The organism is Terrabacter terrae (assembly GCF_039529575.1).
GTDB lineage: Bacteria > Actinomycetota > Actinomycetes > Actinomycetales > Dermatophilaceae > Terrabacter > Terrabacter terrae.
The window spans coordinates 1,574,887-1,597,573 of record NZ_BAAANB010000021.1 but is presented as its reverse complement, the minus strand read 5'-3'; the positions used below and the strand labels follow the sequence as shown (position 1 = coordinate 1,597,573).

At 71.6% G+C, this 22,687-nt stretch carries 22 protein-coding genes; 13 read left to right on the top strand and 9 right to left on the bottom strand.

The features are described 5' to 3' along the window. Positions 1-38 precede the first annotated feature (38 nt). A complete protein-coding gene (locus ABD194_RS17665; RefSeq protein ID WP_343993778.1) occupies positions 39-425 on the bottom strand; it encodes a hypothetical protein in 387 nt (128 codons plus the stop codon). A gap of 220 nt (positions 426-645) precedes the next feature. On the opposite strand from ABD194_RS17665, the gene ABD194_RS17660 reads away from it, so the two are divergent. From ABD194_RS17660 to ABD194_RS17635, 6 genes are all read left to right on the top strand, one after another. Then, the gene (locus tag ABD194_RS17660) at positions 646-1,644 is read left to right on the top strand and encodes a zinc-dependent alcohol dehydrogenase (RefSeq protein WP_343993776.1); all 999 of its coding nucleotides are present in this window, start codon (positions 646-648) and stop codon (positions 1,642-1,644) included. 3 nt (positions 1,645-1,647) lie between these two features. Then, positions 1,648-2,043: a 6-pyruvoyl trahydropterin synthase family protein gene (locus tag ABD194_RS17655; protein WP_343993774.1), complete on the top strand. Its 396-nt coding sequence runs from the start codon at positions 1,648-1,650 to the stop codon at positions 2,041-2,043. A gap of 9 nt (positions 2,044-2,052) precedes the next feature. Further along, entirely contained in the window at positions 2,053-3,126 is a 1,074-nt protein-coding gene (locus ABD194_RS17650; RefSeq protein ID WP_343993772.1) for a glycosyltransferase family 4 protein, read from the top strand. A gap of 92 nt (positions 3,127-3,218) precedes the next feature. Then, entirely contained in the window at positions 3,219-4,199 is a 981-nt protein-coding gene (locus ABD194_RS17645; protein ID WP_343993770.1) for a lysylphosphatidylglycerol synthase domain-containing protein, read from the top strand. Further along, positions 4,192-4,980: a RibD family protein gene (locus ABD194_RS17640; RefSeq protein ID WP_343993768.1), complete on the top strand. Its 789-nt coding sequence runs from the start codon at positions 4,192-4,194 to the stop codon at positions 4,978-4,980. Before ABD194_RS17645 ends, ABD194_RS17640 begins: the two co-directional genes overlap by 8 nt. Next, the gene (locus tag ABD194_RS17635; RefSeq protein ID WP_343993766.1) at positions 4,977-5,678 is read left to right on the top strand and encodes a GTP cyclohydrolase II; all 702 of its coding nucleotides are present in this window, start codon (positions 4,977-4,979) and stop codon (positions 5,676-5,678) included. Before ABD194_RS17640 ends, ABD194_RS17635 begins: the two co-directional genes overlap by 4 nt. A 40-nt stretch (positions 5,679-5,718) precedes the next feature. On the opposite strand, the gene ABD194_RS17630 is transcribed toward ABD194_RS17635, so the two are convergent. The 4 genes from ABD194_RS17630 to ABD194_RS17615 form a co-directional block, all read right to left on the bottom strand. Continuing rightward, positions 5,719-5,967 (bottom strand): anti-sigma factor, encoded by a 249-nt coding sequence (locus tag ABD194_RS17630; RefSeq protein ID WP_343993764.1) that lies wholly within the window; start codon positions 5,965-5,967, stop codon positions 5,719-5,721. Next, complete coding sequence (locus ABD194_RS17625; protein WP_343993762.1) at positions 5,964-6,758, bottom strand: RNA polymerase sigma factor; 795 nt, start codon at positions 6,756-6,758, stop codon at positions 5,964-5,966. Before ABD194_RS17625 ends, ABD194_RS17630 begins: the two co-directional genes overlap by 4 nt. Beyond that, positions 6,758-7,030 (bottom strand): hypothetical protein, encoded by a 273-nt coding sequence (locus tag ABD194_RS17620; protein WP_343993760.1) that lies wholly within the window; start codon positions 7,028-7,030, stop codon positions 6,758-6,760. Before ABD194_RS17620 ends, ABD194_RS17625 begins: the two co-directional genes overlap by 1 nt. A 509-nt stretch (positions 7,031-7,539) precedes the next feature. After that, on the bottom strand, positions 7,540-8,715 hold the full coding sequence (locus ABD194_RS17615; RefSeq protein ID WP_343993758.1) for a VOC family protein: 1,176 nt from the start codon (positions 8,713-8,715) through the stop codon (positions 7,540-7,542). 275 nt (positions 8,716-8,990) lie between these two features. Between ABD194_RS17615 and ABD194_RS17610 the strand changes: the two genes are divergently transcribed. From ABD194_RS17610 to glsA, 3 genes are all read left to right on the top strand, one after another. Next, positions 8,991-10,568 carry an NAD(P)-dependent alcohol dehydrogenase gene (locus ABD194_RS17610; protein ID WP_343993756.1) on the top strand — a complete coding sequence of 526 codons (1,578 nt, stop codon included), beginning with the start codon at positions 8,991-8,993 and terminating at the stop codon, positions 10,566-10,568. Between the two features lie 382 nt (positions 10,569-10,950). Continuing rightward, positions 10,951-12,555, top strand: a complete 1,605-nt coding sequence (locus ABD194_RS17605) for an MFS transporter (protein ID WP_425580022.1) — start codon at positions 10,951-10,953, stop codon at positions 12,553-12,555. Positions 12,556-12,599: 44 nt separating this feature from the next. Continuing rightward, positions 12,600-13,613 (top strand): glutaminase A, encoded by a 1,014-nt coding sequence (gene glsA, locus ABD194_RS17600; protein ID WP_343993754.1) that lies wholly within the window; start codon positions 12,600-12,602, stop codon positions 13,611-13,613. Positions 13,614-13,932: 319 nt separating this feature from the next. On the opposite strand, the gene ABD194_RS17595 is transcribed toward glsA, so the two are convergent. Further along, positions 13,933-14,292, bottom strand: coding sequence for a hypothetical protein (locus ABD194_RS17595; protein WP_343993752.1), 360 nt, complete (start codon positions 14,290-14,292; stop codon positions 13,933-13,935). Between the two features lie 62 nt (positions 14,293-14,354). After that, the gene (locus ABD194_RS17590) at positions 14,355-14,690 is read right to left on the bottom strand and encodes a hypothetical protein (RefSeq protein WP_343993750.1); all 336 of its coding nucleotides are present in this window, start codon (positions 14,688-14,690) and stop codon (positions 14,355-14,357) included. A 675-nt stretch (positions 14,691-15,365) separates the two neighbouring features. On the opposite strand from ABD194_RS17590, the gene ABD194_RS17585 reads away from it, so the two are divergent. The 3 genes from ABD194_RS17585 (at position 15,366) to ABD194_RS17575 (ending at position 21,062) form a co-directional block, all read left to right on the top strand. Continuing rightward, positions 15,366-15,587 (top strand): hypothetical protein, encoded by a 222-nt coding sequence (locus ABD194_RS17585; protein WP_343993748.1) that lies wholly within the window; start codon positions 15,366-15,368, stop codon positions 15,585-15,587. Between the two features lie 156 nt (positions 15,588-15,743). Then, positions 15,744-19,727 carry a Pls/PosA family non-ribosomal peptide synthetase gene (locus ABD194_RS17580; protein WP_425580003.1) on the top strand — a complete coding sequence of 1,328 codons (3,984 nt, stop codon included), beginning with the start codon at positions 15,744-15,746 and terminating at the stop codon, positions 19,725-19,727. Further along, positions 19,728-21,062 carry a M1 family metallopeptidase gene (locus ABD194_RS17575; protein ID WP_343993744.1) on the top strand — a complete coding sequence of 445 codons (1,335 nt, stop codon included), beginning with the start codon at positions 19,728-19,730 and terminating at the stop codon, positions 21,060-21,062. It begins immediately after the preceding gene. Here the strand turns inward: ABD194_RS17575 and ABD194_RS17570 are convergent. Both ABD194_RS17570 and ABD194_RS17565 read right to left on the bottom strand, forming a co-directional pair. Then, positions 21,000-21,851 (bottom strand): 4'-phosphopantetheinyl transferase family protein, encoded by an 852-nt coding sequence (locus ABD194_RS17570; protein ID WP_343993742.1) that lies wholly within the window; start codon positions 21,849-21,851, stop codon positions 21,000-21,002. The genes ABD194_RS17575 and ABD194_RS17570 overlap by 63 nt on opposite strands. Next, a complete protein-coding gene (locus ABD194_RS17565; RefSeq protein WP_343993740.1) occupies positions 21,848-22,120 on the bottom strand; it encodes a three-helix bundle dimerization domain-containing protein in 273 nt (90 codons plus the stop codon). Before ABD194_RS17565 ends, ABD194_RS17570 begins: the two co-directional genes overlap by 4 nt. 192 nt (positions 22,121-22,312) lie before the next feature. Here ABD194_RS17565 and ABD194_RS17560 point away from each other — a divergent pair, with 192 nt between their 5' ends. After that, the gene (locus ABD194_RS17560; protein ID WP_343993738.1) at positions 22,313-22,687 is read left to right on the top strand and encodes an ArsR/SmtB family transcription factor; all 375 of its coding nucleotides are present in this window, start codon (positions 22,313-22,315) and stop codon (positions 22,685-22,687) included.

Here is a 22,687-nt window from a genome sequence, read left to right as displayed (position 1 = left end):
TCTGACGGTTGCTCGGGGCCGGATGCACGCCGCGTGGTTCACGCGTGCGTGCCGTGATGGGTCGGCAGGTGGAGGAGGACGGGCCGCTGGCGCACGAGGAGCGCTCCGCCGGTGACGATGCACACGACCTCGGCGGCCGCGGCCACCCAGACTGAGCCTCCGCGCCACTCGGTGTGGATGCCGAGGAGGCCGACGGTCGAGGCGATGGTGAACGCTCCGAGGGTCGCCACCCCGAAGCCGAGAGTCAGGAACGCCGCCACCCAGTGGCGCCAGGCCACGAGCAGTCCGGCGATGACGACGCCGGACACGACGTTGACGAGGAACATCGGCCCGACGGACTGGTCGCGTACCCCGTCGAACCACAGGTAGAGGTGCACTCCGGCGGAGACGAGCAGCGCCGCTGCACCCACGAGTCGCAGGGTCATGATGGCCCTTCCTTCCTGCTCCACAGCCGATCCCCAGCACGTGGGCCGTCGTTAGTTGGACACCTGTGATGACGCCCGGAAGGGCGTAGCCGGTTCATCGCGCCATCGGCTGGACGCCAGCGGAAGTCAGCGGAACGACGTCGGCGTCGCACTGCATGTCGAACCGCGGGTTCGGGCCGTGTGACCCGCCGGAAGGTCGGCTCGTGGCTACGCTGACGCCGTGGTGACGGACGCACGAGCGTTCTGGCTGGTCGAGCCCGGGCGGGGGGAGATCCGGCCCGTCATCGTGCGCGCTCCCGGCGCCGGCGAGGTGCTCGTGCGCACGCTGCACTCGGCAGTGAGCCGCGGCACCGAGGCACTGGTGTTTCGCGGCGCCGTGCCCCGCAGCCAGTGGGAGGCCATGCGCGCCCCCTTCCAGGAGGGTGACTTCCCTGCGCCGGTCAAGTACGGCTATCTCTCCGTGGGCGTCGTGGAGCAGGGCCCCTCTCCGCTTTGCGGAAGGACCGTGTTCTGCCTGCACCCGCACCAGACGGCATACGTCGTGCCCGCGTCGGCGGTTGTCGTGGTGCCCGACGCCCTGCCCGCGGCGCGGGCCGTGCTCGCCGGCGCCGTGGAGACGGCGGTGAACGCGCTGTGGGACGTCCCGCCCCTGATCGGCGACCGGGTGGCCGTCATCGGCGCGGGCATGGTCGGCTGCAGCGTCGCCCGGCTGCTCGCCCGCATCCCGGGCGTGGAGGTGATCCTCGTCGACGTCGACCCGTCACGAGCCACGACGGCAGAGGCGCTCGAGGTCGCCTTCGCCCGTCCGGACGAGGGCCTGCCGGTCGCGACCTGTGACCTCGTCGTGCACGCGAGCGCCACCTCGGCCGGACTGCAGACCGCGCTCGACCTGCTGAGGCCGGAGGGCACCGTCCTGGAGCTCAGCTGGTACGGCGACACGACCGTCGAGCTGGCCCTCGGCAGCGCCTTCCACTCCGGGCGTCTCGGCATCCGCGCCAGCCAGGTGGGCGTCGTGTCTCCCGCTCGCCGGTCCAGGTACACGACCACCGAACGGCTATCTCTCGCATTGGACCTGCTCCGCGACGACGCCTTCGACGCGCTTCTCACCGGCAGCTCGCCGTTCGAGGACCTTCCCGACGTGCTGCCGCGGCTGGCCGACGGGCGCCTGCCCGCGATCTGCCACTCGATCACCTACCCGACGAGCGACGGAACGGGGTGACAGGTGTACGGCGTCACCGTCCGCGACCACATGATGGTCGCCCACAGCTTCGAGGGTGAGCGGTTCGGCCCGGCGCAGCGACTGCACGGCGCCACCTTCGTCGTCGACGCGACGTTCCGTGGACCCGAGCTCGACCCCGACGGGATCCTCCTCGACATGGGGCTGGCCGCCGAACAGCTGCACGAGCTCGTCGGGGACCTCAGCTACCGCAACCTGGACGAGGTCGAGGGTCTGGGACGCAACACCTCGACCGAGGTGCTCGCCCGGCACGTCGCCGACCAGCTGGCCGAGCTGATCCGGTCCGGGGCCCTGGGCACCGACCCCGGGCGGGTGACGAGTCTCGTCGTCACCCTCCACGAGTCGCACGTGGCATGGGCGTCGTACGAGCGGATCCTCTGAGGGTCGACGATGCCGACCTTGCATGCGCTGCTGCCGGAGGCGGTCCGTGACCCGACGCGTCCCAGCGGCGGCAACACCTACGACACACGCCTCCTCACGGAGCTGCAGGGCCTCGGGTGGAGGGTCGAGGAGCACCTGGTCGCCGGCAGCTGGCCGGTCCCCGACGCGGCGGGACGCCGCTCGCTCGGCGAGGCGGCTGCGCGTCCTCCCACCGGTGGGCTCGTGCTCGTCGACGGCCTCGTGGCCTCGGGTTCCCCGGAGGTGCTGGTGCCGCTGGCGCGCCGGGCGTGCCTCGTCGTCCTCGTCCACCTGCCCCTTGGCGGCATCGGTGAGCTGGCCGTGCTGCGCGCGGCGTCGACGGTCATCACGACGAGCGCATGGTCCCGCGACCGTCTCCTCCGGATGCACGGGCTGGTGGGGTCGGAGGGGGCTCGTGTCCACGTCGTGGAACCGGGCGTCGACTCGGCGCCGTTGGCCGCCGGCACACCCGCCGGAGGCGGGTTGCTCTGCGTCGGGGCCGTCACCCCGCTCAAAGGTCAGGACCTGCTCGTGGACGCGCTGGGCTCGCTCACCGACCTGCCGTGGCGCTGCGTGTGCGCCGGGTCCCTCGAGATCGACGTCCCTTTCGCCGACGAGGTCGTCCGGCGGGCGCGAGCCGCCGGCATCGCCGACCGGGTCTCCTTCCCGGGCCCGCTCCGCAGCGAGGAGCTCGCCGACGCGTACGCGTCCGCCGACCTGGTCGTCCAGCCCTCCCGCGTCGAGACGTACGGGATGGTCGTCACCGAGGCGCTGGCCCGCGCAGTGCCCGTCGCCGCGAGCAGCGCCGGTGGCCTGCCCTCGACCCTGCGCGGCCCCGGTGGTGAGGGACGCGTCGAAGGGGCCGTGGAGACCACGGACCTGCCGGGGTTCCTGGTGGCCGCGGGCGACCCGCATGCCCTGGCGGCAGGGCTGCGCTCGTGGCTGACGGAGGCGGACCTCCGTGACCGGCTGCGACAGTACGCCGTCGCGCGCCGGTCGCGGCTCCTACCGTGGTCAGGGACAGCCCGGCACGTCGCGGCCCTGCTCGCAGTGCTCCGCGACTGAACCCTTCCGGACCTGGAGACGTCCTCGAGGGTGGCGCCCGGAACGGTGCCGGGCCGGCAGGCCGAGGGCTCGAGGCACCGCAGGAGGCGAGGATGGGGTGGGTCCGCTGGTGGATGCGTCCTCTGGGCGTGCTGGCGCTCGTCGGCGTGCTGGCCTGGCGAGTGGAGCCGGCGGCGGTCACGCACGCCTGGCACCAGGTCGACCCGGCGACCTTCGGGCTCGCCCTCGCTGCCGCCGTCGCGGTCGCCGTCGTCTCCACCGTGTGCGTGGCCTGGCGCTGGGTCCTCGTCGCGCGCGGGCTGGGGCTGGCACTGACGCTGCCCGACGCGGTGGCCGCGTCGTACCGGGCCCAGTTCCTCAACGTGACCCTCCCGGCCGGCGTGGCCGGCGACGTGCACCGCGCGGTCACCCACGGCCGGTCCGCCGGCGACGTGGCGCGTGGGGCGTATGCCGTCGTGTGCGAGCGGGCCGCCGGCCAGGCCGTCCAGGTCGCGCTGGCGCTCGCCGCCTTGGCGACCGTGCCCTCCCCGCTCCACTGGACGTCGGGGCTGTCCGTGGGACCGCCCGGGCGGGTCGGTTGGGGCGTCGGTGTTGCCGGTGCGGTCGTCGTGGGCCTCGGGATGCGAGCCCGACTGCGGCGCAGAAGCTCCGGCGTCGGTGCTGTGCCTGGGGGTGCGCGTTCCGGGCTTCGGCGGGCACTGCTGTCCCCTCGTGTCTGGCCGGCAGTCGTCGTCCTGTCGGTTGTCGCAGTGGCCGGCCACGTCGGCACGTTCCTGCTCGCGGCTCGCGCCGCCGGAGTCGCGGCGGTGCCCCTGCAGCTCGTCCCTCTGGCGTTCGTGGTGCTCCTCGCGGCCGCCGTCCCCGTCAACCTCGCCGGGTGGGGCCCGCGTGAAGGCGCGGCGGCCTGGGTGTTCGGCGCGTCGGGACTCGGCGCCGACCGCGGCGTCGTCGTCGCGGCGGTCTACGGGGCACTGGTGGTCGTCGCGAGCCTGCCGGGAGCCGCGGTGATCCTGCACTCCCGCCGGAGGAACCGCGTCCCCGGGCCGGCCTGCACGGGGAGGGCGCATGCCTGAGAGCGACGACGTGACCGCTTCCACGAGGCCGGCAGCGCCCCCGGATCGACCATATGTCGTGCTCAGCTGCGGCATGTCGATCGACGGCTACCTCGACACGCCCGGGCCGCAACGGCTGCTCCTGTCCAACGACGCCGACTTCGACCGCGTCGACGCCGAACGGGCCGCCTCCGACGCGATCCTCGTCGGGGCCACCACCATCCGCCACGACGACCCCCGCCTGCTCGTCCGCTCCACCACGAGGCGCGCCGACCGCGTCGCCCGTGGGCTGTCGCACTCCCCCACGAAGGTCACCCTGACCAGAAGGGGCGACCTGGACGCGAGGGCTCGCTTCTTCGCCGACGACGGGGTGGAGAAGCTCGTCTACTGCCCCTTGACGGCATACGACCACGCCCTGGCCCGAGTGGGGGGCCGCGCCACCGTCGTCTCGGTCGGCGAGGCCTGCGAGCTGCAGCACGTCTTCGCCGACCTCCGGGCGCGTGGCGTCGGGAGGCTCATGGTCGAGGGTGGAGGCACCGTGCACACCCAGGTGCTCGCCGCCGACCTCGCCGACGAGCTGCAGCTCGTGGTCGCGCCGTTCTTCGTCGGCAGCTCGCGCGCCACGCGCTTCGTCGGCGACGCGGCGTACCCGTTCGACCGCGACCGACGGGCGACGCTCACGGAGCTGCGCCAGATCGGCGACGTCGCCCTGCTGCGCTATGCCTTGTCCCCGCGCTGCGCGGTGCTGCCGCCCTCACCCGACCATGCCCATACGCAACGAGACATGGAGCCAGGCAGATGACGCAACCCGCGATGAGTCCCGAGTCGCTCGGGGACACCCTCCCACCACCCGCGACCGTCCGGACCTCGGTCCTCGTGCCGCTGGCACTGGCTGACGGTTTCCAGACGGTGGCACTGGCGCACACGTTCAGCGGGCTCGTCGACGGCCTCGAGCACGTGGCGCTCGGGCTGGGTGACCGGGCGGCGCCACGGGACCTGACGCCTCGCCCGCCCGGCACCGCGCCCCTCGTGCGGTTGCACAGCGAGTGCCTCACCGGAGACGTGTTCGGCAGCCGGCGCTGCGACTGCGGGCCGCAGCTCAACGAAGCAGTCCGGCGGATCGCGGCCGCCGGCGGATACCTGCTCTACCTGCGTCAGGAAGGCCGCGGGATCGGCCTGTACCCCAAGCTCGACGCCTACGTCCTCCAGGACCGCGGTCTCGACACCTACGAGGCGAACCTCGCGCTCGGGTTCGGCGCCGACGAGCGGGACTACACCGTCGCCGCGCAGATGCTCCTCGCGCTCGACACCCCGCGCGTCCGGATCCTCACGAACAACCCCGACAAGCCCGCCCAGCTGCAGCGGCTCGGCCTCGAGATCACGCGCGTGGTCCCGACCGCCGTGCACGTGTCAGCGGCCAACGCGCACTACCTGTCCACGAAGGCACGCAGTGGCGCCCACACCCTCGAGCTGCCTGCCACGCCGGGTGAGTCCGACTGAGCCAGGAGGCCGGTACCGGGAGGGAGCCGGCCGCCGCCCGTCACTCGGCCCTCAGCAGCTCGATCAGGGAGTCGGCTTCCTCTGCGCAGGCTGGGCAGGCGCTCAGGTGCGTGGCCATGGCGTCATCAGGCGGATGTGTGCCGCGGACCACGCCGTCGGCATACGCGTCCATCCGCTCGAAGCAGTCCTCGCAGGAGAGCCATGGCGTCGTGTCGCGCAGCAGCGCGTCGACGGCTGGACCGGTCAATGGCGACGGGCGTGACTGCGGTGTCTGGGATGTGTCTTTCATCGGTTGCCTCCCGCAGGGGTGGAGGAGTCGTCGGGATCCGGTGCCGTCAGCGGCCGGATCGGCTGTCGACGGTCCACGGGCAGGAAGCCCTGGGCCGTGAGCTCGGCGCGCAGCCGCACCCGGGTGTCGTGGAGCGTCTTGTAGAGGGCGCCGCGGCTCGTGCCGAGCCGTTCGGCCAGCACGTCGATCGGGACGGTGTCGACGAGGAGGGCGACGGCGATGCGCCGCTGGTAAGGCGTGAGCACCCGGCGCATGGCGTCCACCACCGCGTCGGCGAGCGCTGTGCCTTCCGCGCGCAGCTGGGGATCGTCAGCGGCAGACGCCGACGGCTCGTCGAGGTCGCGCAGCTCCACCTCGCGGTGCTGCCACTGCAGGCGCCGAACCTCGGTGGCGGCCTGCAGGATGGCGAACTTGAAGGCCCACGTGGTGAATCGGCTCCGACCCTCGAAGGTGTTCAGCTTCCCCAGGAGGGCCGTCATGGCCTCGTCGGCCGCCTGGTTGACGAGCAGCTCGACGGCGTCCGGGGAGGTGTCCGGCAGGGCGGCGCGCATCCGCCACACCTGGTGACCGCACGCGCGGAGCATCAGGCCGTGCAGCCGTCGCAGGGCCGCGAGCTGGTCGGGGCCGTCGCCGCGCAGCGCCTCGACCCAGTCCACCGGCTCGTCCGCAGGAGCGCAGGCCGGAGGGTCGGCGGGAGGGTCGGCGGGAGGATCGGCGGGAGGATCGGCGTCGAGCGGCGCCAGGGGCGACCGAGTGCCGCGGCGGGCCTCGTCCCTCTTCACCGCGGGCATCAGGGCAGCCCCCGTCGGGCGGTGCCGACGTCACCGAGCGGCGCGAGGTCCTCGAGGGGGGACAGTATGCGTGCCGCCAGCTCTGGGGGGCAGCCGGCGTCGACCAGCTCCAGGAGGGCGTGCAGGTCGACGCGCTGGCGGGCGAGCGAATCGACAAGGGCCGCAGGGAACCCCGCCTCGCGCAGCCTGCACAGCCGCCATTCGACGACGTCGAGCGGCGGCCCGGGCGATGCGCACGGGGCAGGTCTGGCACTGGACTGGCGGGTGATCATGCCTGTTTGCCGTCCGGAGAGGCGCACGTCTTACCGAACGCGCCGACGTCCCGACGGTCGTTCGGGTCGTCCGTAAGACCAGTGTGTGCTGAGCGCGCTGACACCCCGTCAGCGTCCCACTCCAAGGTTCCGATGTCTCGTGACCAGGGCAGGGCCACCCGGCCAGCGTCAGGAGCAGCCATGCTCACCATCCGCCTCCGCTCACCCTCCACAGCGGACACCGCACCCGCGCGCCGAGGAACGACCCGGCATACCGGGCGTATGCCGTTCGGCGCGCTGCCTTCGTCGTCGCACCGATCGTCTTCGGCCTCGACGAGCTCACCGACCTTCTCGTGAGTGGGACCAGTACCTCCCCCTCGGCGGCGAGTCGCTGGCTCGCACTGCCGAGCGCATGGCGGCGCCGGGTCGGCGTCCTGCGCGAGGACTCCCGGTCCCGTGCGGAGTTCCTCGCACCCACCCGGCCGGTCACGTGAGGCCGGCTCGGTCAGACGACCCCGGGTGGCGCGAGCTCAGGCTTCGCCGACGATCACCAACTCGTTGCCCTCGGGGTCGGTCACCAGCCAGCGACCCTCCGACTGGTCGAGGAGCCGGCCCCCGGCGGCCACCGTCCGGTCGAGGCGGGTCGGCGCGAGATCCGCCGGAACTGCGAGCTCGAAGTGGATGCGGTTGCGCTGCCGTCGTCGCTCCGTCTCCGAGGCATCAAGCTGCTGGAACACGAGGACCGGGTTCAGCCGGCGCGGATCATGGATGTCGCTCAGTCCTGCCCTCCGGTCCGCGGTGTAGCCGAGCGCGGCCACCCAGAACGCTCGGACCGTGGCGACGTCTGCGGCGTCGAGAAAGAGCTGGACATGGCGCGGCAGCCCGGGGTCAGCAGTGGCTCGGAGCTCGCGAGCCACCGCCTGGAGTCGCCGAGCGAGGTCGGTGAACTCGACGTCGAGTCCGTGGGCGTCCGGGTCCCACTGGTCCTTCCCGCTGTCGAGGACCACGAGCCCTGGGCGCAGGTCGACGAGCAGCGGGAAACCCGCGTCGTCGGCCAGTCCCGCTGCTGCGAGGACCAGGTCACGCTGCTGCTGCGCAGAGGTGACCCGGTAGCAGGCCATCGCGCTCCACACCTCCTGCCAGTCGGTCGTCCCGGTCCCCTCGCCGAGCGCTCCGCCCGGCACCAAGTCGACCTCGTTGCCGTCGGGGTCGGTGTGGCAGACGCCCCAGGGTCCCGATGCCTCACCGGGGCGTGCCTGCTGTGCTGCCGCGGCGGGACGCACCACGTCGAGGTGGATGCGGTTCCGGAGCGGCCGTGGCTGGGGCGACTTCCGGATCCGCATCGTGGGGTCGCGGTGCAGCGGATCCGTCAGGCTGCCGTCTTCTGCGGGCGCGTAGTCGAGCATGCGCCGCCAGAACTGCGTCACCGCGGGCGGGTTGCCGGACTCGAGCAGCACGCTCAGCTGCTGCAGCGTGGCAGGGTTCGCCTGCAGTCCGAGATCCCGAGCGGCCGTCGACACCGCGTCGGCGTACCTGTCGGAGTGGAGGCGCACGCGCACGCCGGACGCCCGTAGATCGGCCATCGTCGCGGGCGACAGCTCGCTGAGCCGGACGACGAGGGCCGCCCCTTCCCTCAGCGATGGCGCGTCGAACCAAGCTGTGAAGAGCCCATCCATCACCCGCCAGTCGGTTCCCATCCTCGTCATAGCCGGCACTGTAGGACCGTTCGGGCGCCCTCTCATCTGGATCCGGGGTGCTCTCCGGCCGGGAACATCGACGAGATCGGTGATGATCTGGCCGGGCGCGCACCTGGGTCGCCGGCTCCTCCGTCGCGAGGAACGTGGTGGCAGCGCACTCTTTCAGCGGACGCTGCGCCCGGCCGCTCCCGAACGGCTCCGCTCGGTAGGCGGCTCGTGCCGATACGTTGCCCCATGCTCGACTCAGCCCGCCGTCCGCGACGACGGCTGGCTACGCCCGCGGGGTGGCCGCTGCGCTCACCGGCCTGGTGGTGGTTGCCGCCTGCCAGCCCGCGGAGCCGGACGACGGCGTGCTCGCGCTTGGCGGCGATGCCGGTGACTTGTGCCTCCCGGCATCACCGAACGGCGACTATGCCTTCGGCAACCAGCCCCTCACCAACCGTGCGACGGGACCGGTGACCATCAGAGCTGTCGGTTTGGTCGCCGCGAGGGGCGTGACGATCCGCGATGCGTTCGTCGTGCCGGTGGGCGACACGCTTCTGGGGTCTCCCCCGGGTGGCCGCCACGTCCTGACCGCATCCCGCAGGGTCTGGGGTGGGCCTCTCGCTCCGCCGCTCAGGGCAGCTCCATCCCCGCACACCAGGTCCGAAACCTGGTGCTGCGCTTGCGTGTCGGAGGTGGTCATGCTCGCCCTGCTACACCGGACGAGCTCCACCACGCCTCATTCGCATCCACCGCATGCCCGGGCTCGGACCGAGCGCGGAACCACCATCGGCCCACACAGCACTGAATCCGCAAAGCCCTATCCACCAGCGAAAGACAGGCACACCATGGTGACCACGACGACCCCCAGACAGGCAGTCACCATGAAAGCAGTCATCCAGGACCGGTACGGCGGCTCTGACGTCCTCCGAGTGGGCGACGTCGACGTCCCGGAACCCGGCGACAACGAGGTCCTCATACGAGTGCACGCCGCCGGCCTCGACCGCGGCACCGAACACCTCATGACGGGCAAGCCGTACGCCATGCGGATCGCGACCGGCATCCGACGACCCAAGAACCCCGTCTCCGGGCGTGACGTCGCCGGCACCGTCGTGAAGGTCGGCTCAGCCGTGACCCGCTTCGCCCCCGGCGACGAGATCTACGGCGTGGCACCGGGCTCGTTCGCCGAGTACGCCGTCGGCCCCGAGAGCAAGCTCGCGCACAAGCCGATCAACCTCACCTTCGCCCAGGCCGCCGTCGTTCCCATCTCCGCAGGCACGGCCTTGCAGGCGCTGCGGGGCGTCGGCAAAATCCAGGCCGGTCAGAAAGTGCTCGTCATCGGCGCCTCTGGCGGCGTCGGCAGCTACGCAGTGCAACTCGCCAAGATCTTCGGCGCCCAGGTCACCGGCGTCGCCAGCGTCGCCAAGGCCGACTTCGTCCGCAACCTTGGCGCCGACCACGTCCTGGACTACGCCCACGACGACTTCGCCGACGGCACCCGTTGCTACGACCTGATCCTCGACATCGGCGGCGGCTCGTCTCTCAAGCGCCTGCGCCGCGCCCTGCAGCCCCGGGGCACCGTCGTCTTCGTCGGCAGCGAGAACACCGGAAACATCACAGGCATGGGCAGGCAGCTCCGTGGCGCCATCGTCTCGCTCTTCGTCCCGGAGCGCCTCGCTTTGCTTGTGGCCAAGGAACGCGCGAGTGACCTCGAACTGCTCACCGAACACCTCGAGGCCCAACGACTCGTCCCTACTTTGGCCGACAGCTTCTCGCTGGACCAGGCAAGGGCCGCCATGCAACTCCTGGAGGCGGGCAGCATCCGCGGCAAGGTCGTCATCATCCCGCTCGACAGCCACGCCCAGGACGTCACCGCCTGACAGATTGGACGAACGGCCACACGGTCGCCGGCCGGTTGGAAAGGTCGAGCGGGCGCGCCTGGAAGCGCTGGTCCCAGCGTGTGAACGACGCCGGAAGCTACTCGGTCCCAGCCTTGGTCCGATGTTCAGGTCGAGACGAAGGCCGGGGGTGAGACCTGAACCGAGATCGCCACGACTGCCACGGGGAGACCGCCCCGTCGGGTTCGCTCATCGGCGGCCCGAGCCACGGGCAGCGCCCTCCACGTTCATGGGCGGATGCACGAGTACGGCGATACGGCTCCGCGCGGCGAGGTCGATGAGCCATGATGAGCCCAGGTCGGCACGGACGGCGGCAGGAAGCGACCAAGGCTCCGCGGTCATGCCTCGCGACGTGTGAGCGGTGATGCGGGTGGCCGTGGAAGCAAAGAGTGGCAAGCCGTCGGGGGTGGCCTTCAACGGCCGGCTCGCCGTTCTGCTCGCGATGGCGATGTTCGTCCTGGTCGTCGACACCTCGCTGATGAACGTCTCGATCTCGGCGGTCGTGCACGATCTCGACACGACGGTCAGCGGCGTGCAGTCCGCCATCGCGCTCGAGGCACTGGTCTCCGCGGCGTTCATCCTCATCGGCAGCAAGGTCGGTGACCTCTTCGGGCGCAAGCGCGCCTACATCCTAGGGCTGCTCGGGTACGCCGTTGGCGCGGTCGCCATGACCGTGGCCCAGGGTCTCGCGGCGATCATCGTCTTCTGGGCGATGATCGGCGGCATCGGCGCGTCCCTGCTGCTACCGGCGATGCAGTCCCTGATCCACGGCAACTTCGAGGGGGCTGCGCAGAAGCGCGTTTATGCGCTCGTCGGCGCCGCGGCGGCGATCGCGGCCGCCGTCGGACCGCTGCTCGGAGGTCTCATCACGACGTTCCTGTCCTGGCGCGTTGGCTTCCTGCTGGAGGCCCTGATCATCGCCGTCGTGCTCTCAGGGGTCGGGCTCGTCAAGGACGTCCCGTACACGGGAGAACGCCGGATCGACCTCGTCGGCTCGGCGCTGTCCGTCGTGGGGATGGGCGGCCTCGTGCTGGGCATCCTGGTCTGGCAGGAGGGCGGCGGGTTCGTGCTGGCCCTGCTCCTGCTCGGAGGCGGCGCCCTCGCCGGCCTGGCGTACTGGCTGCGACGGCGCAAGAGCCGGGGGCAAGCGGCACTGCTCGACCCCGATCTGTTCACCTCCAAGGCGTTCCGGCTCGGCGTCTCAGCCCAGATGATGCAGCAGATCGCCCTGGGCGGCACCATGATCGCCCTCCCCATCTACCTGCAGATGGTGCTCGAGTACAACGCCCTGCAGTCCGGCTTGTCGATCGCGCCCCTGTCGCTGAGCATGTTCGCGATCGCCATGCTTGCCGGAAAGCGGTCCGGCAACCGGCGACCGGCCGGCATCATCCGCGTCGGGTTCTTCCTGCTCCTGCTCGGGATGCTGGCGCTGGTCCCGGTCGTACCACGCGCGCAGTCCGGCTGGGCGCTGACGCTTCCGCTGCTGGTCGCCGGTTCCGGATTGGGCCTGCTGGTGTCCCAGCTGAACAACTACACCCTCTCGCCGATCACCGAAGAGCGGGTCAGCGAAGCGGCCGGGGTGAACTCGGCAGGTGGGTCCTTCGGGCTCTCGTTCGGGCTCGCGTTCGCGGGCGCGATCATGCTCGCGGCGCTGTCGTTCACCTTCACCAACATGGCGCAGTCGAGCACCGTGCTGTCGTCCGCACAGCAGCAGCAGGTCGCCGCGGCGCTCGAGGAGGACGCCGAGGTGATGAGCAACACCGCCCTCCAGCAGCAGCTCACGGGCCAGCCACCGCAGCTCCAGGCCGAGGTCCTTCGAATCAACACCGACGCGAGGCCCCGGGCCCTGCAAGCCGCGCTGTTGGTGCCGATCCTCGCTGCGCTGCTTGGGCTGCTCAACTCCTTCCGCATGTTCCGCAGGCCCGACCCCAAGCCGTCCGGCGCCGCAGACGGGACACTGCTCGGCTGACGGACCGCTCAAAGGACAGGCAGGACCTCGTGACACAGCTCTCGATGCACCAGAGGCTCCCCTTCGACGAGACGACGACACCGCCCCGGGTCTCCACCGGCGAACTGCCCCGGTCCGAGGAGGTGCAAGAGCTCGTCACCGAGGCCTACCAACGCTATCGAGGCACGAAGGAAGGCCACGTCGCCGACTACATCCCCGTGCTGGCCGCGGCATCGCCTGCCCTGTTCGGAATCTGCGTGGTCGGCGCTCGGGGCCGGTCCTTCGAGATCGGGGACGTGGACGTGGGCTTCTCGATCCAGAGCGTCTCCAAGCCGTTCGTCTTCGCTCTGGTGGCCGACGCGGTGGGCTCCGACACGGCACGGCGCCGACTCGGTGTGAACAGCACGGGGTTCCCCTTCAACTCGCTCATGGCCATCGAGCTGAATGACCACCGGACAATGAATCCGCTCGTCAACGCCGGCGCGATCGCCACCACCAGCCTCGTACCGGGCACGACCGCGGACGAGAAGTTCGAACAGATCCGCAAGGGCCTGTCGCGCTTCGCCGGCCGAGACCTGAGGGTCAACGAAGAGGTGTACGCCTCCGAGTCGAGCTCCAACATGCGCAACCAGGGGATCGCGCACCTGCTGAACAGCTACGGCAGCCTGTACTTCGACCCCGACGAGGCCACCGACGTCTACACCCGACAGTGCTCCCTCGAGGTGACCGTCCACGACCTCGCCGTGATGGCGGCAACCCTGGCCAACGGCGGCGTCAATCCGCAGACGCAGGAACGCGTCGTAGTCCGAGGCGTGTGCCGGCGCGTGCTCGCCGTGATGGCAACCGCCGGACTGTACGAGCTCTCCGGAGACTGGCTCTACGAGATCGGCGTACCGGGCAAGAGCGGCGTCAGCGGAGGCATCGTCACCGTCTCTCCCGGCAAGGGCGGGCTGGCCACCTTCTCGCCCCCGCTGGATCCCGCCGGCAACAGCGTGCGCGGCCAACTCGTCACGAAGTTCCTCTCCGAGCGGCTCGGCCTCAACCTCTTCGCCTCCGAGCCCGTGCAGCAGCAGATCTGAGCGGCTGGCATCGCGACGAGGCCGAGCTCTCCGGACGGTTCGCCCATCACGCTGCCGGCACCCAAGCAACGTCCGCACACGCCGCGAGCAGCTCGGTCGCGGCCATTGACGCGCTGCGGAAGGTTCGGGCCGCAGGACCCCGTCGGCCGTGTTCTCAGAGGTCAGGAGGCGGCTTCTGCCTGATGCCCGTCGTCGGGCGTGCTGGACTGCGCCCAGAACGTGAGACGAAACAGCCATTGCCTGCCAGGCCAGGCCTTTCGGGGGTCGGGCATGCGCATCGGCGTCCTCGGCAAGGGCCCCGCACACGCCTTTGAGCGGGTCAGTCGTGGTGCGTCGACGGCCGTCGGGGAGGCGTACGGTGGTCGCCTGCCACGAGCCCGAGAGGAGCTTTCGACAGGCCGGTGTCGTGCCTCCTGTCCTCGAGGTGGACGAAGTGCGGCGCGCGTCGGCGGCGTCCCGCCCGGTATCCCACGCGGTACCCCGCGTCGAACTCCTCGTCGAGCGTATGAGAGCGCTTCGACACCAGGCCGCCATTGATGCACTGCCCGCTGCACAGCAAAAGGGTCAGCCCGATGAAGAACCAGGCCTCCTCGACGTCGAAGTGACTCCAGACGACGACGACTCCGAGCAAGGCCGATACGCCCGCCGCGATCCAGTACGTCCTGCAAGTGCCAAACATCGGTCGTCCCCCGACTCTTTCCCTGGCCGGACACCTAAGGGGTGGATGTCCTCTTTGTGACGCTAGATCGCATTGCCGACATCGGGGAGCGATTCGGAGGCAGCCTTGGCTATCTCTTTACCGACCCAGTGCACGAGTTCATGGTCGACTCCGAGCTCAACGAGCCCGTCCAGGTCGTGCGTGGCTGCGGTGATGAGCGCGTCGTAGGGCAGGCCGAGGGCGGCGCCGACGCGCTCGAACGTGGCGGCCTCGACGCGTGGGTCGGCGTCCCGGATGCGATAGAGGGTCGAGCGGGAGACGCCGGAGGCGCGCTCGAGGGCAGGCCAGGAACCGAGGGTGCGAGTGCGGCGCATCTGCCGCTCGACGATGGCGCCGATGATCTTGCGGTCAAGTGTCATGCTTGCAAACTCCCATGGTGTCGCGTGGTGACTCATACTGTCCTACCGCGTCGCGGCGCGGACCGTTACCAGCCCGTGTGGCCACCCGAGGTAACGGTATGATCACGGGAACTGTCCGATGCCGTCCTATGCTGTCCTACGGGGCTACCTTCTGTCTATGGGCGGCCACCCACGCAGGGCACCGCCATCACTGAAGATCCCGGAAGTGGCCGCCCAGCTCCGGGCCGCGCGGTCCACCGTCTACCGACTCGTCGGCACTCCACGGTCCCGGTCGGCAACCTGGCGCGCGCCGAGCGCGCGTCGAGTGCGCGGCGCTGGATGACCACGTCCGTGCCAACCGCAAGCACCGTCGCCTGACCCGGCACCACACCAGGCCGGCCCTCACGACTCAAGGAGACCTCAGTGGAACCGATCATGATGCGGCGGACGCTGTCGGGCAGATGTGTCCCCAGCGTCACCACCACCAGCTGCGCCCCGGGCCTCATGGGCATCCACGGCCGCACCGTCACCGTCCAGGTGTTCTGGTCACCGCGCGGCAGGAGCAGATCCTGCAGGCGATCGCCCAGCTCACCGTGCAGCGCACGGCGGACGACGAGTCGACCGTGACCACCTACGACTCGCTCCTGTGGTTGGCGCGCCTGGCGTCCGGCCGCGCTGTGGACTGAAGGAGGCACCGTGGACCTGCCTCCCCAGCTGCTCCAGTTCGGCGGCCCCGTCGTCATGCTGATTGGCCTCTACTGGATGCTCGCCACCGACCGCCTGGTCACCGGCGCGACGCATCGCCGTGCGCTGGCCGACAAGGACGCGCAGATCGCCAAGCAGGACAAGGCGATCGAGGTCAAAGACGCGCAGATCCAGAAGCTTCGGTCGTCGGCGAAGCATTCCTCGAGAGCATGACCCCGACAGAGCCCTCGGGAAGAGAGGCCACCCATGAGCCTCGAAGAGCGTTCCGCCGCCGCGGGAAGGCTTTTGTGGTTTTCGTATGCGCCTGACAGAGCCCTCCACAGCCAGTGGCCCGGGAGTGAACACTGCCCGAATGCCGGGCGGGCAGACATGCACATCGCAGGCGCGACGTGTCTCGTTGACCTGGAGGCTCTACCGTCGACGGTAGAGCCCTTGACGCAAGGAGACCCGGTGGCCGGACCCCTTCATGCCGCAGCACGCGCCCCCGAGCCGCGCTCGCTCGTGGACGTGTTGCGGGCGACCGCTGCGGCCCATCCGAACGCACCGGCCGTGGACGACACCAGCACGGTGCTCACCTACACCGAGCTCGGTGACGCTGCACAGTCCGTCGCGGAGGAGCTCGCAGAGGCCGGCGTTGGACCCGGCGACCGCGTCGGCGTACGCGCGCCGTCCGGCTCCGTGGACCTCTACGTCGCGATCCTCGGAGCGCTCTTCGCCGGCGCGGCCTACGTACCGGTCGACGCCGACGACCCCCAGGAGCGCGCCGACCTGGTCTTCGGGGAGGCCGGTGTACGCGTGGTCATCGGGGCGAGGCGCCGCCTCCGCGCCGTCGGCAACGCCTCGGCGGCCGCACCTGGTCGCGTACCCGCCAGCGCCACGGTCGACGCGGGGCTCGACGCATGGGTCATCTTCACCTCGGGCTCCACCGGAGTGCCGAAGGGGGTGGCCGTGACGCACCGCTCGGCGGCTGCCTTCGTCGACGCGGAGGCGCGGATCTTTCTGCAGCACAACCCGGTCGGTCCCAGTGACCGCGTCCTCGCCGGCCTGTCGGTGGCCTTCGACGCGTCGTGCGAGGAGATGTGGCTGGCCTGGCGCCACGGGGCCTGCCTCGTCCCGGCGCCCCGCTCCCTCGTCCGGACGGGGCAGGACCTCGGGCCCTGGCTCGTAGCGCAGGACATCACCGTCGTGTCCACCGTCCCGACGCTGGCAGCGCTCTGGCCGGTGGAGGCGCTGGAGTCGGTGCGCCTGCTGATCTTCGGCGGCGAGGCCTGCCCGCCCGAGCTCGGCGCGCGGCTGGCGATCCCCGGGCGGGAGGTGTGGAACACCTACGGGCCCACCGAGGCGACAGTGGTGGCGTGCGCCGCCCGCCTCGACGGCTCAGCGCCGATCCGGATCGGACTGCCCCTCGACGGGTGGGACCTCGCGGTCGTCGACTCGGACGACCGGCCCGTGGCGGAGGGCGAGACAGGCCAGCTCATCATCGGTGGGGTCGGGCTGGCGCGCTACCTCGACCCCGCCAAGGACGCCGAGAAGTATGCCGCGATGCCGACCCTCGGCTGGCAACGCGCCTACCGCTCAGGCGATCTCGTCGTCAATGATCCGAGAGGCCTCGTCTTCGTGGGGCGGGCCGACGAGCAGGTGAAGCTCGGTGGACGGCGCATCGAGCTCGGCGAGATCGATGCGGCCCTGCAGTCCCTGCCCGGCGTCGCTGCTGCCGCAGCGGCCGTCCACACCACGCCGGCCGGCGGCCAGGTGCTCGTGGGCTACCTCGTGGGGGGCGGCGCCGAGACGCTGGACCTCACGGCCGCCCGAGGGCGGCTGCGCGAGGAGCTCCCGGCTGCGCTCGTCCCGGTCCTCGCCGAGGTGGAGAGCATCCCGACGCGTACCTCGGGCAAGGTCGACCGCGCCGCCCTGCCGTGGCCGCTGCCGGACCGCCAGGGCCGGCAAAGGGACATCGGCGCCCCCGACGGCGACGCGCTCGAGGGCATCGAGGCCTGGGTCGCCGGCCACTGGTCCTACGTCCTCGGCACGTCCGTGACCTCGACCGACGCCGACTTCTTCGCCCTCGGTGGCGGCAGCCTCTCCTCGGCCCGGCTCGTCTCGCTCCTGCGTGAGCGCTACCCCACGGTCACCGTGGCCGATGTCCACGCCCACCCCCGGCTCGGAGCCCAGGTCGAGCTGCTCGAGTCGTTCGCGCCGACGGACGGCATCTCGGTCGGGACCACGCGCACGGTGCGGCGTATCCCCCGGCGCACCCAGCTGATGCAGACGCTCATCTCGGTGGTCCTCCTGACCGTCAAGGGGCTGCAGTGGCTCATCGGGCTGGCCGTGGCCACCGAGCTGCTGCGCGCGACCGGGCTGGCGACGTGGCCACGCCCCGTCTCGTGGTGGCTGCTCGGCATCGGGATCCTTGCGTTCGTGACCCCCGTCGGCCGCATGGGCATCACGGCACTCGCCTGCCGCCTCCTGCTGCGCGGGCTCCGACCGGGCTCCTACCCGCGCGGCGGCTCGGTGCAGATGCGACTGTGGGCCGCCGAGCGCTTCGCCGACGCCATGGGCGCGGTGACGATGGCCGGCGCACCATGGATCGCCTACTACGCGCGCCTGCTCGGGGCGGCGATCGGCGAGGGGGTGGACCTGCACACCGTGCCACCGGTCACCGGCCTGCTGCGGATCGGCGACGGCGCGAGCATCGAGCCGGAGGTCGACCTGTCGGGCTACTGGATGGACGGCGACGTCGTGCACGTCGGAACGATCCACATCGGCCGCGACGCCGTCGTGGGAGCCCGCAGCACGATCGGCCCCGACGTGCACATCGGCCGCGGCGCCGTCGTCGAGGCCGGCTCGACCGTGCTGGCCTCCGTCCCCGCCGGACGCGTCGTGGCGGGCTCCCCCGCGCGCCGGGTCCACCACCCCGTCGAGCTGGGCTACCCGAACGAGCGCGCGCCGCGGGGATTCGCCTGGCTGTGGGTGTATGCCGTGTCTGGCGTCCTGCTGTCGCTGCTGCCTTTCGTCGCGGTGGCGCCCGCGCTGCTGCTGCTCGCGCGCTCACTCCGGGGCACGACCGGGCCCGGTGACGCAGCCACCACAGCCCTGGCCTGGGTGCCGGTCGTCACGGTCACCGGCGAGGTGGGCCTCGCGCTGCTGACCCTCATGCTCGTGCGGTTGCTTGCCATCGGGCTGCGCGAGGGCTTCCACGCCGTGCGCAGCCGCGTCGGCTGGCAGGTCTGGTTCACCGAACGTCTGCTCGACCAGGCCCGCACCCTGCTCTTCCCGCTCTACGCGAGCCTCTTCACCCCCGTGTGGCTGAGGTTGCTCGGCGCCCGGGTGGGCCGCGACGTCGAGGCCTCGACGGTGCTGCTCCTGCCGTCGATGACGACCGTCGCGAGCGGGGCCTTCCTCGCCGACGACACGATGGTCGCGAGCTACGAGATGGCGCGTGGGTGGATGCACATCGCCCCGGTCAAGATCGGCAAGCGCTCCTTCCTGGGCAACAGCGGCATGACAGCGCCGGGGCGGCGGGTGCCGAAGTACGGCCTCGTGGCGGTGCTCTCCGCGGCTCCGCCCAAGTCCAAGGCCGGCTCGAGCTGGCTGGGCAGCCCGCCGGTGCGGCTGCGACGGGCGCCCCAGGGCACGGATGACGAGCGCACGTTCCAGCCGCCCGTGCGGCTCAAGGTGTTCCGTGCCCTCGTGGAGCTGTGTCGCATGGTCCCCGTCATGGTGACCGTCGCCTTGGCCCTCGGCGTGCTCGCGGTCGTGGAGGCGGTGGCGCTCCGCGGGGGCTGGCTGGCCGCAGCGCTGCTCGGAGGGCTCGTCCTGGCGTTCGCCGGGGCCGTGGCGGCGGCGGTCACGACGTTGGCGAAGTGGGTCCTCGTCGGGCGCATCCCCGTCGTCGAGCACCCGTTGTGGAGCTCCTTCGTGTGGCGCAACGAGGTCGTGGACGCGTTCGTCGAGATGGTCGCCGGGCCGTGGTTCGCGTGGACCGCGACCGGCACCCCGGCGATCAACGTGTGGCTGCGCACCCTCGGCGCCCGGATCGGCCACGGCGTGTGGTGCGAGACGTACTGGCTCCCCGAGGCCGACCTCGTCAGCCTGGGAGACGGCGCCACCGTCAACAGGGGGTGCGTGCTGCAGACGCACCTGTTCCATGATCGGATCATGAGCATGGACACCGTGACCCTCGGCCAGGGCGCCACGCTCGGACCCCACGGAGTCATCCTGCCGGCGGCCTCGATCTCGACCGCTGCCACGGTGGGGCCCGGCTCGCTGGTGCTGCGCGGTGAGGACGTGCCGGCCGGCAGCCGCTGGACGGGCAACCCCATCGCCCCGTGGCGCGAGAAGCGGGGCCCCTGAATGGGGACCTTCCCCGCCCGTGCCGGCCGCCCCGACGCCCTGGTCCTCGACCCCTACACCCCCGAACGTGGCGACCCCTGCTACCGCGTCGAGCACTACGACCTGGACCTCGACTACCGCGTCTCGAGCAACCGCCTCGGCGGACGGGCCACCCTCACGGTCCGGGCCCTCGTGCGTGTCGAGAGGCTCCGGCTCGACCTCGTGGGCCTGCGCATCGGCAAGGTCGCCGTCGACGGCTCCCCCGCGAAGTGGAGGCACCGCGGCGACGTCGTGACGGTTCGGCTCCCCCGGCCCCTGGAGGCCGGCGCGGCCACCGAGGTGGTGGTGGCGTACGCGGGGACCCCGGGGCCGACGCCGACCCGCTGGGGCCCGCTGGGCTGGGAGGAGCTGGCCGAGGGGGCCCTCGTCGCCTCGCAACCGACCGGTGCCCCGACGTGGTTCCCCTGCAACGACCATCCCAGCTCCAAGTCGACCTACCGCATCACCATGGAGTGCGACTCCCCCTTCACCGTGACCGCCACGGGCGTGCTCACCGACCTGCGCGTGCGCGGCAGCCGCACACGGCGCGTCTTCGAGCAGAGGCACCCGACCGCGACCTACCTCACGGCGGTCCACGTGGGTCGCTACACCGAGCACCTGCTCGCCGAGGGGCCCGTACGCATCCGCCTCCTGGTCGACGACGAGCACGCCCCCGACGCCGCGCACGAGCTGGCCAGGCTGCCCGCGATGGTGACCGTCCTGTCCGACCGGTTCGGTCCCTACCCCTTCCCCGACTACACCGTCGTCGTGACGGCGGACGACCTCGACATCCCGCTCGAGGCCCAGGGCATGGCGACCTTCGGCGCGAACTGGCTCCGGGGCGACCGGCGCCACGAGCGGCTCGTCGCGCACGAGCTGGCGCACCAGTGGTTCGGCAACAGTCTGACGCTCGGCACCTGGAGCGACATCTGGCTCCACGAGGGCTTCGCCTGCTACGCCGAGTGGCTGTGGGCCGAGGTCGCCGACGGCGTGCCGGCGGATGTGAGTGCGAGGGAGCACCATGCCGGGCTCGACCGGCTGCCGCAGGACCTCGTCCTGACCGACCCCGGCCCGCGCGACATGTTCGACGACCGTGTCTACAAGCGCGGCGCCCTTGCCCTCCACGCCCTGCGGACGCAGGTCGGCGACGCCGCGTTCTTCGGCCTGCTCCGCGAGTGGACGGCCACGCATACGGACGGCACGGTGTGCACCCACGCGTTCGTCGACCAGGCAGCCCGGGCCTCCGCCGACCCGTCAGGCGTTCGCCGGCTCCTGGCCGCCTGGCTCGACGCGCGACCTGTGCCCAACCTGCCCTGACCGATCCACGAGCACACGCGCCGACGCCGTCGGTGCCATCACCACCGGCACGGAGGGGGCGTCCCGCGCCAGCGCCACCGCGCCAACCAGACCTCTCGGGTCCGAGCTGGCAAGGCCCGCCGCGCCGCCGAGCTCGAGGTCCGCGAGCGCCACGGGTACGCGGTCGGGTCCGATCCCCGTCACGGCCCCCGGGCACGGCGCTGGGAAGGAAGCCGGGTCTATGTCCAGACCTGTGCCGATCGCCTTGAGGGCCGCCTCCTTGCGCGCCCACAGACGGGCGCGCGACTCGTCGTCCGGGGAGGCGGCGTCGTCGGGGTGCCGCGCGACGGCGTCGAACCCCGCGAACGCGGTCTCGGCCGCGAAGAGCAGGTCGATCCCCACGGGAGCCAGCCGGGTGACGGCGACGACCACGACCGGTGCCGCCTCGCGACCGTCGCCCGCGGGTCGCGCGTGGGAGACGGACAGGTGCAGCCCGGCATCCCTCTCCACCCGCGGGCGGCCGTGGGTCTGCCCGCAGCGGGGACAGGTCCGGTCGAGCCCGACGTCCGCCGGCCGCCCTGCCAGCACCTGCCCGACCGCACGCCGGGTCAGGGCGTACGCGGTCGCGCGTCGGACCGCCACCTCCGGGCTCCCTGCCGTGTGGACCCGAAGGCGCTCGGGGGGGCTCAGCGTCTCGAGGTCGCAGGGCGCCACCGCTCGAGGGACCTCGGCGCGCCACACGACGACCGCGTGCGCGGCGGCATCGGCGACGTCGTCGGCATCGACGAGTGCGCTGGGGAGGTCGGTCAACGGTCGGCCGGGGCCAGCGACTCCGCGGTGGCCCCATCTTCCTCGACGCCAGGACGGAAGCCGGTCGGCGGCCGTGGTTCCGCGAACGCGAGACGGTCGCGGGCCGCGCGCTCGACGAGCACCGGCACGAAGTCTCGCACCGGCCCGCCGAGCTCGGAGTGGGCGAGTCGCACAGCAGCGGCTACAACATCCGGGTGTGGCTGTGAGAAGGGCTCCTCGAGGGGGTGCCGCACCTCTCCCAGCGCCCGGTGTTCCGCTGCGCGGTCCATGGGCCCATGCTCCGGCAAGCGGTGACGACGTGCAAGCCGCGTGCCCGACACCAGCGCGGGCGTGGGTGCCGGTTCCGAGAGCCGTGGTTGCGTGCCGCGAAGGCGTCGTGGTTCGTGGATTGCGTCCATTGCCGTCCTCGGATCCGCGACGACCATTGACAATACGCAACCAACCGGTTGTATGTTTGACCTGTGGACGGAATCTCGGAGGACCGGGCGGATGCCTGGTTCCACGCACTGTCCGACCGCACTCGGCGCGACATCCTGCGCCGGGTGCTGGCAGGAGAGCACTCCGTCTCGACGCTCGCGGCGTCCTACGACATGAGCTTCGCCGCGGTGCAGAAACACGTCGCCGTGCTCGAGAAGGCAGGCCTGCTGACCAAGCGCCGACAGGGGCGCGAGGCCCTGGCCAGCGGCGACGTGGCAGCGGTGCGGTCGGTGGCAGCGATGCTCGCCGAGCTGGAGTCCCTCTGGCGCGGCCGCATCGCGCGGATCGACGAGCTCATCGCCACGCCCGGGCCCGGCACCCAGCGGACGCCAACCCAACACCACACACAGAAGGACTGA

Bases quoted from the DNA above. Each gene is read 5' to 3' on its own strand.
- ABD194_RS17665 (WP_343993778.1), bottom strand. From the start codon at position 425: ATGACCCTGCGACTCGTGGGTGCAGCGGCGCTGCTCGTCTCCGCCGGA.
- ABD194_RS17650 (WP_343993772.1), top strand. From the start codon at position 2,053: ATGCCGACCTTGCATGCGCTGCTGCCGGAGGCGGTCCGTGACCCGACG.
- ABD194_RS17645 (WP_343993770.1), top strand. From the start codon at position 3,219: ATGGGGTGGGTCCGCTGGTGGATGCGTCCTCTGGGCGTGCTGGCGCTC.
- ABD194_RS17640 (WP_343993768.1), top strand. From the start codon at position 4,192: ATGCCTGAGAGCGACGACGTGACCGCTTCCACGAGGCCGGCAGCGCCC.
- ABD194_RS17635 (WP_343993766.1), top strand. From the start codon at position 4,977: ATGACGCAACCCGCGATGAGTCCCGAGTCGCTCGGGGACACCCTCCCA.
- ABD194_RS17630 (WP_343993764.1), bottom strand. From the start codon at position 5,967: ATGAAAGACACATCCCAGACACCGCAGTCACGCCCGTCGCCATTGACC.
- ABD194_RS17625 (WP_343993762.1), bottom strand. From the start codon at position 6,758: ATGCCCGCGGTGAAGAGGGACGAGGCCCGCCGCGGCACTCGGTCGCCC.
- ABD194_RS17620 (WP_343993760.1), bottom strand. From the start codon at position 7,030: ATGATCACCCGCCAGTCCAGTGCCAGACCTGCCCCGTGCGCATCGCCC.
- ABD194_RS17615 (WP_343993758.1), bottom strand. From the start codon at position 8,715: ATGACGAGGATGGGAACCGACTGGCGGGTGATGGATGGGCTCTTCACA.
- ABD194_RS17605 (WP_425580022.1), top strand. From the start codon at position 10,951: ATGCGGGTGGCCGTGGAAGCAAAGAGTGGCAAGCCGTCGGGGGTGGCC.
- glsA (WP_343993754.1), top strand. From the start codon at position 12,600: ATGCACCAGAGGCTCCCCTTCGACGAGACGACGACACCGCCCCGGGTC.
- ABD194_RS17595 (WP_343993752.1), bottom strand. From the start codon at position 14,292: ATGTTTGGCACTTGCAGGACGTACTGGATCGCGGCGGGCGTATCGGCC.
- ABD194_RS17590 (WP_343993750.1), bottom strand. From the start codon at position 14,690: ATGACACTTGACCGCAAGATCATCGGCGCCATCGTCGAGCGGCAGATG.
- ABD194_RS17580 (WP_425580003.1), top strand. From the start codon at position 15,744: ATGCACATCGCAGGCGCGACGTGTCTCGTTGACCTGGAGGCTCTACCG.
- ABD194_RS17575 (WP_343993744.1), top strand. From the start codon at position 19,728: ATGGGGACCTTCCCCGCCCGTGCCGGCCGCCCCGACGCCCTGGTCCTC.
- ABD194_RS17565 (WP_343993740.1), bottom strand. From the start codon at position 22,120: ATGGACCGCGCAGCGGAACACCGGGCGCTGGGAGAGGTGCGGCACCCC.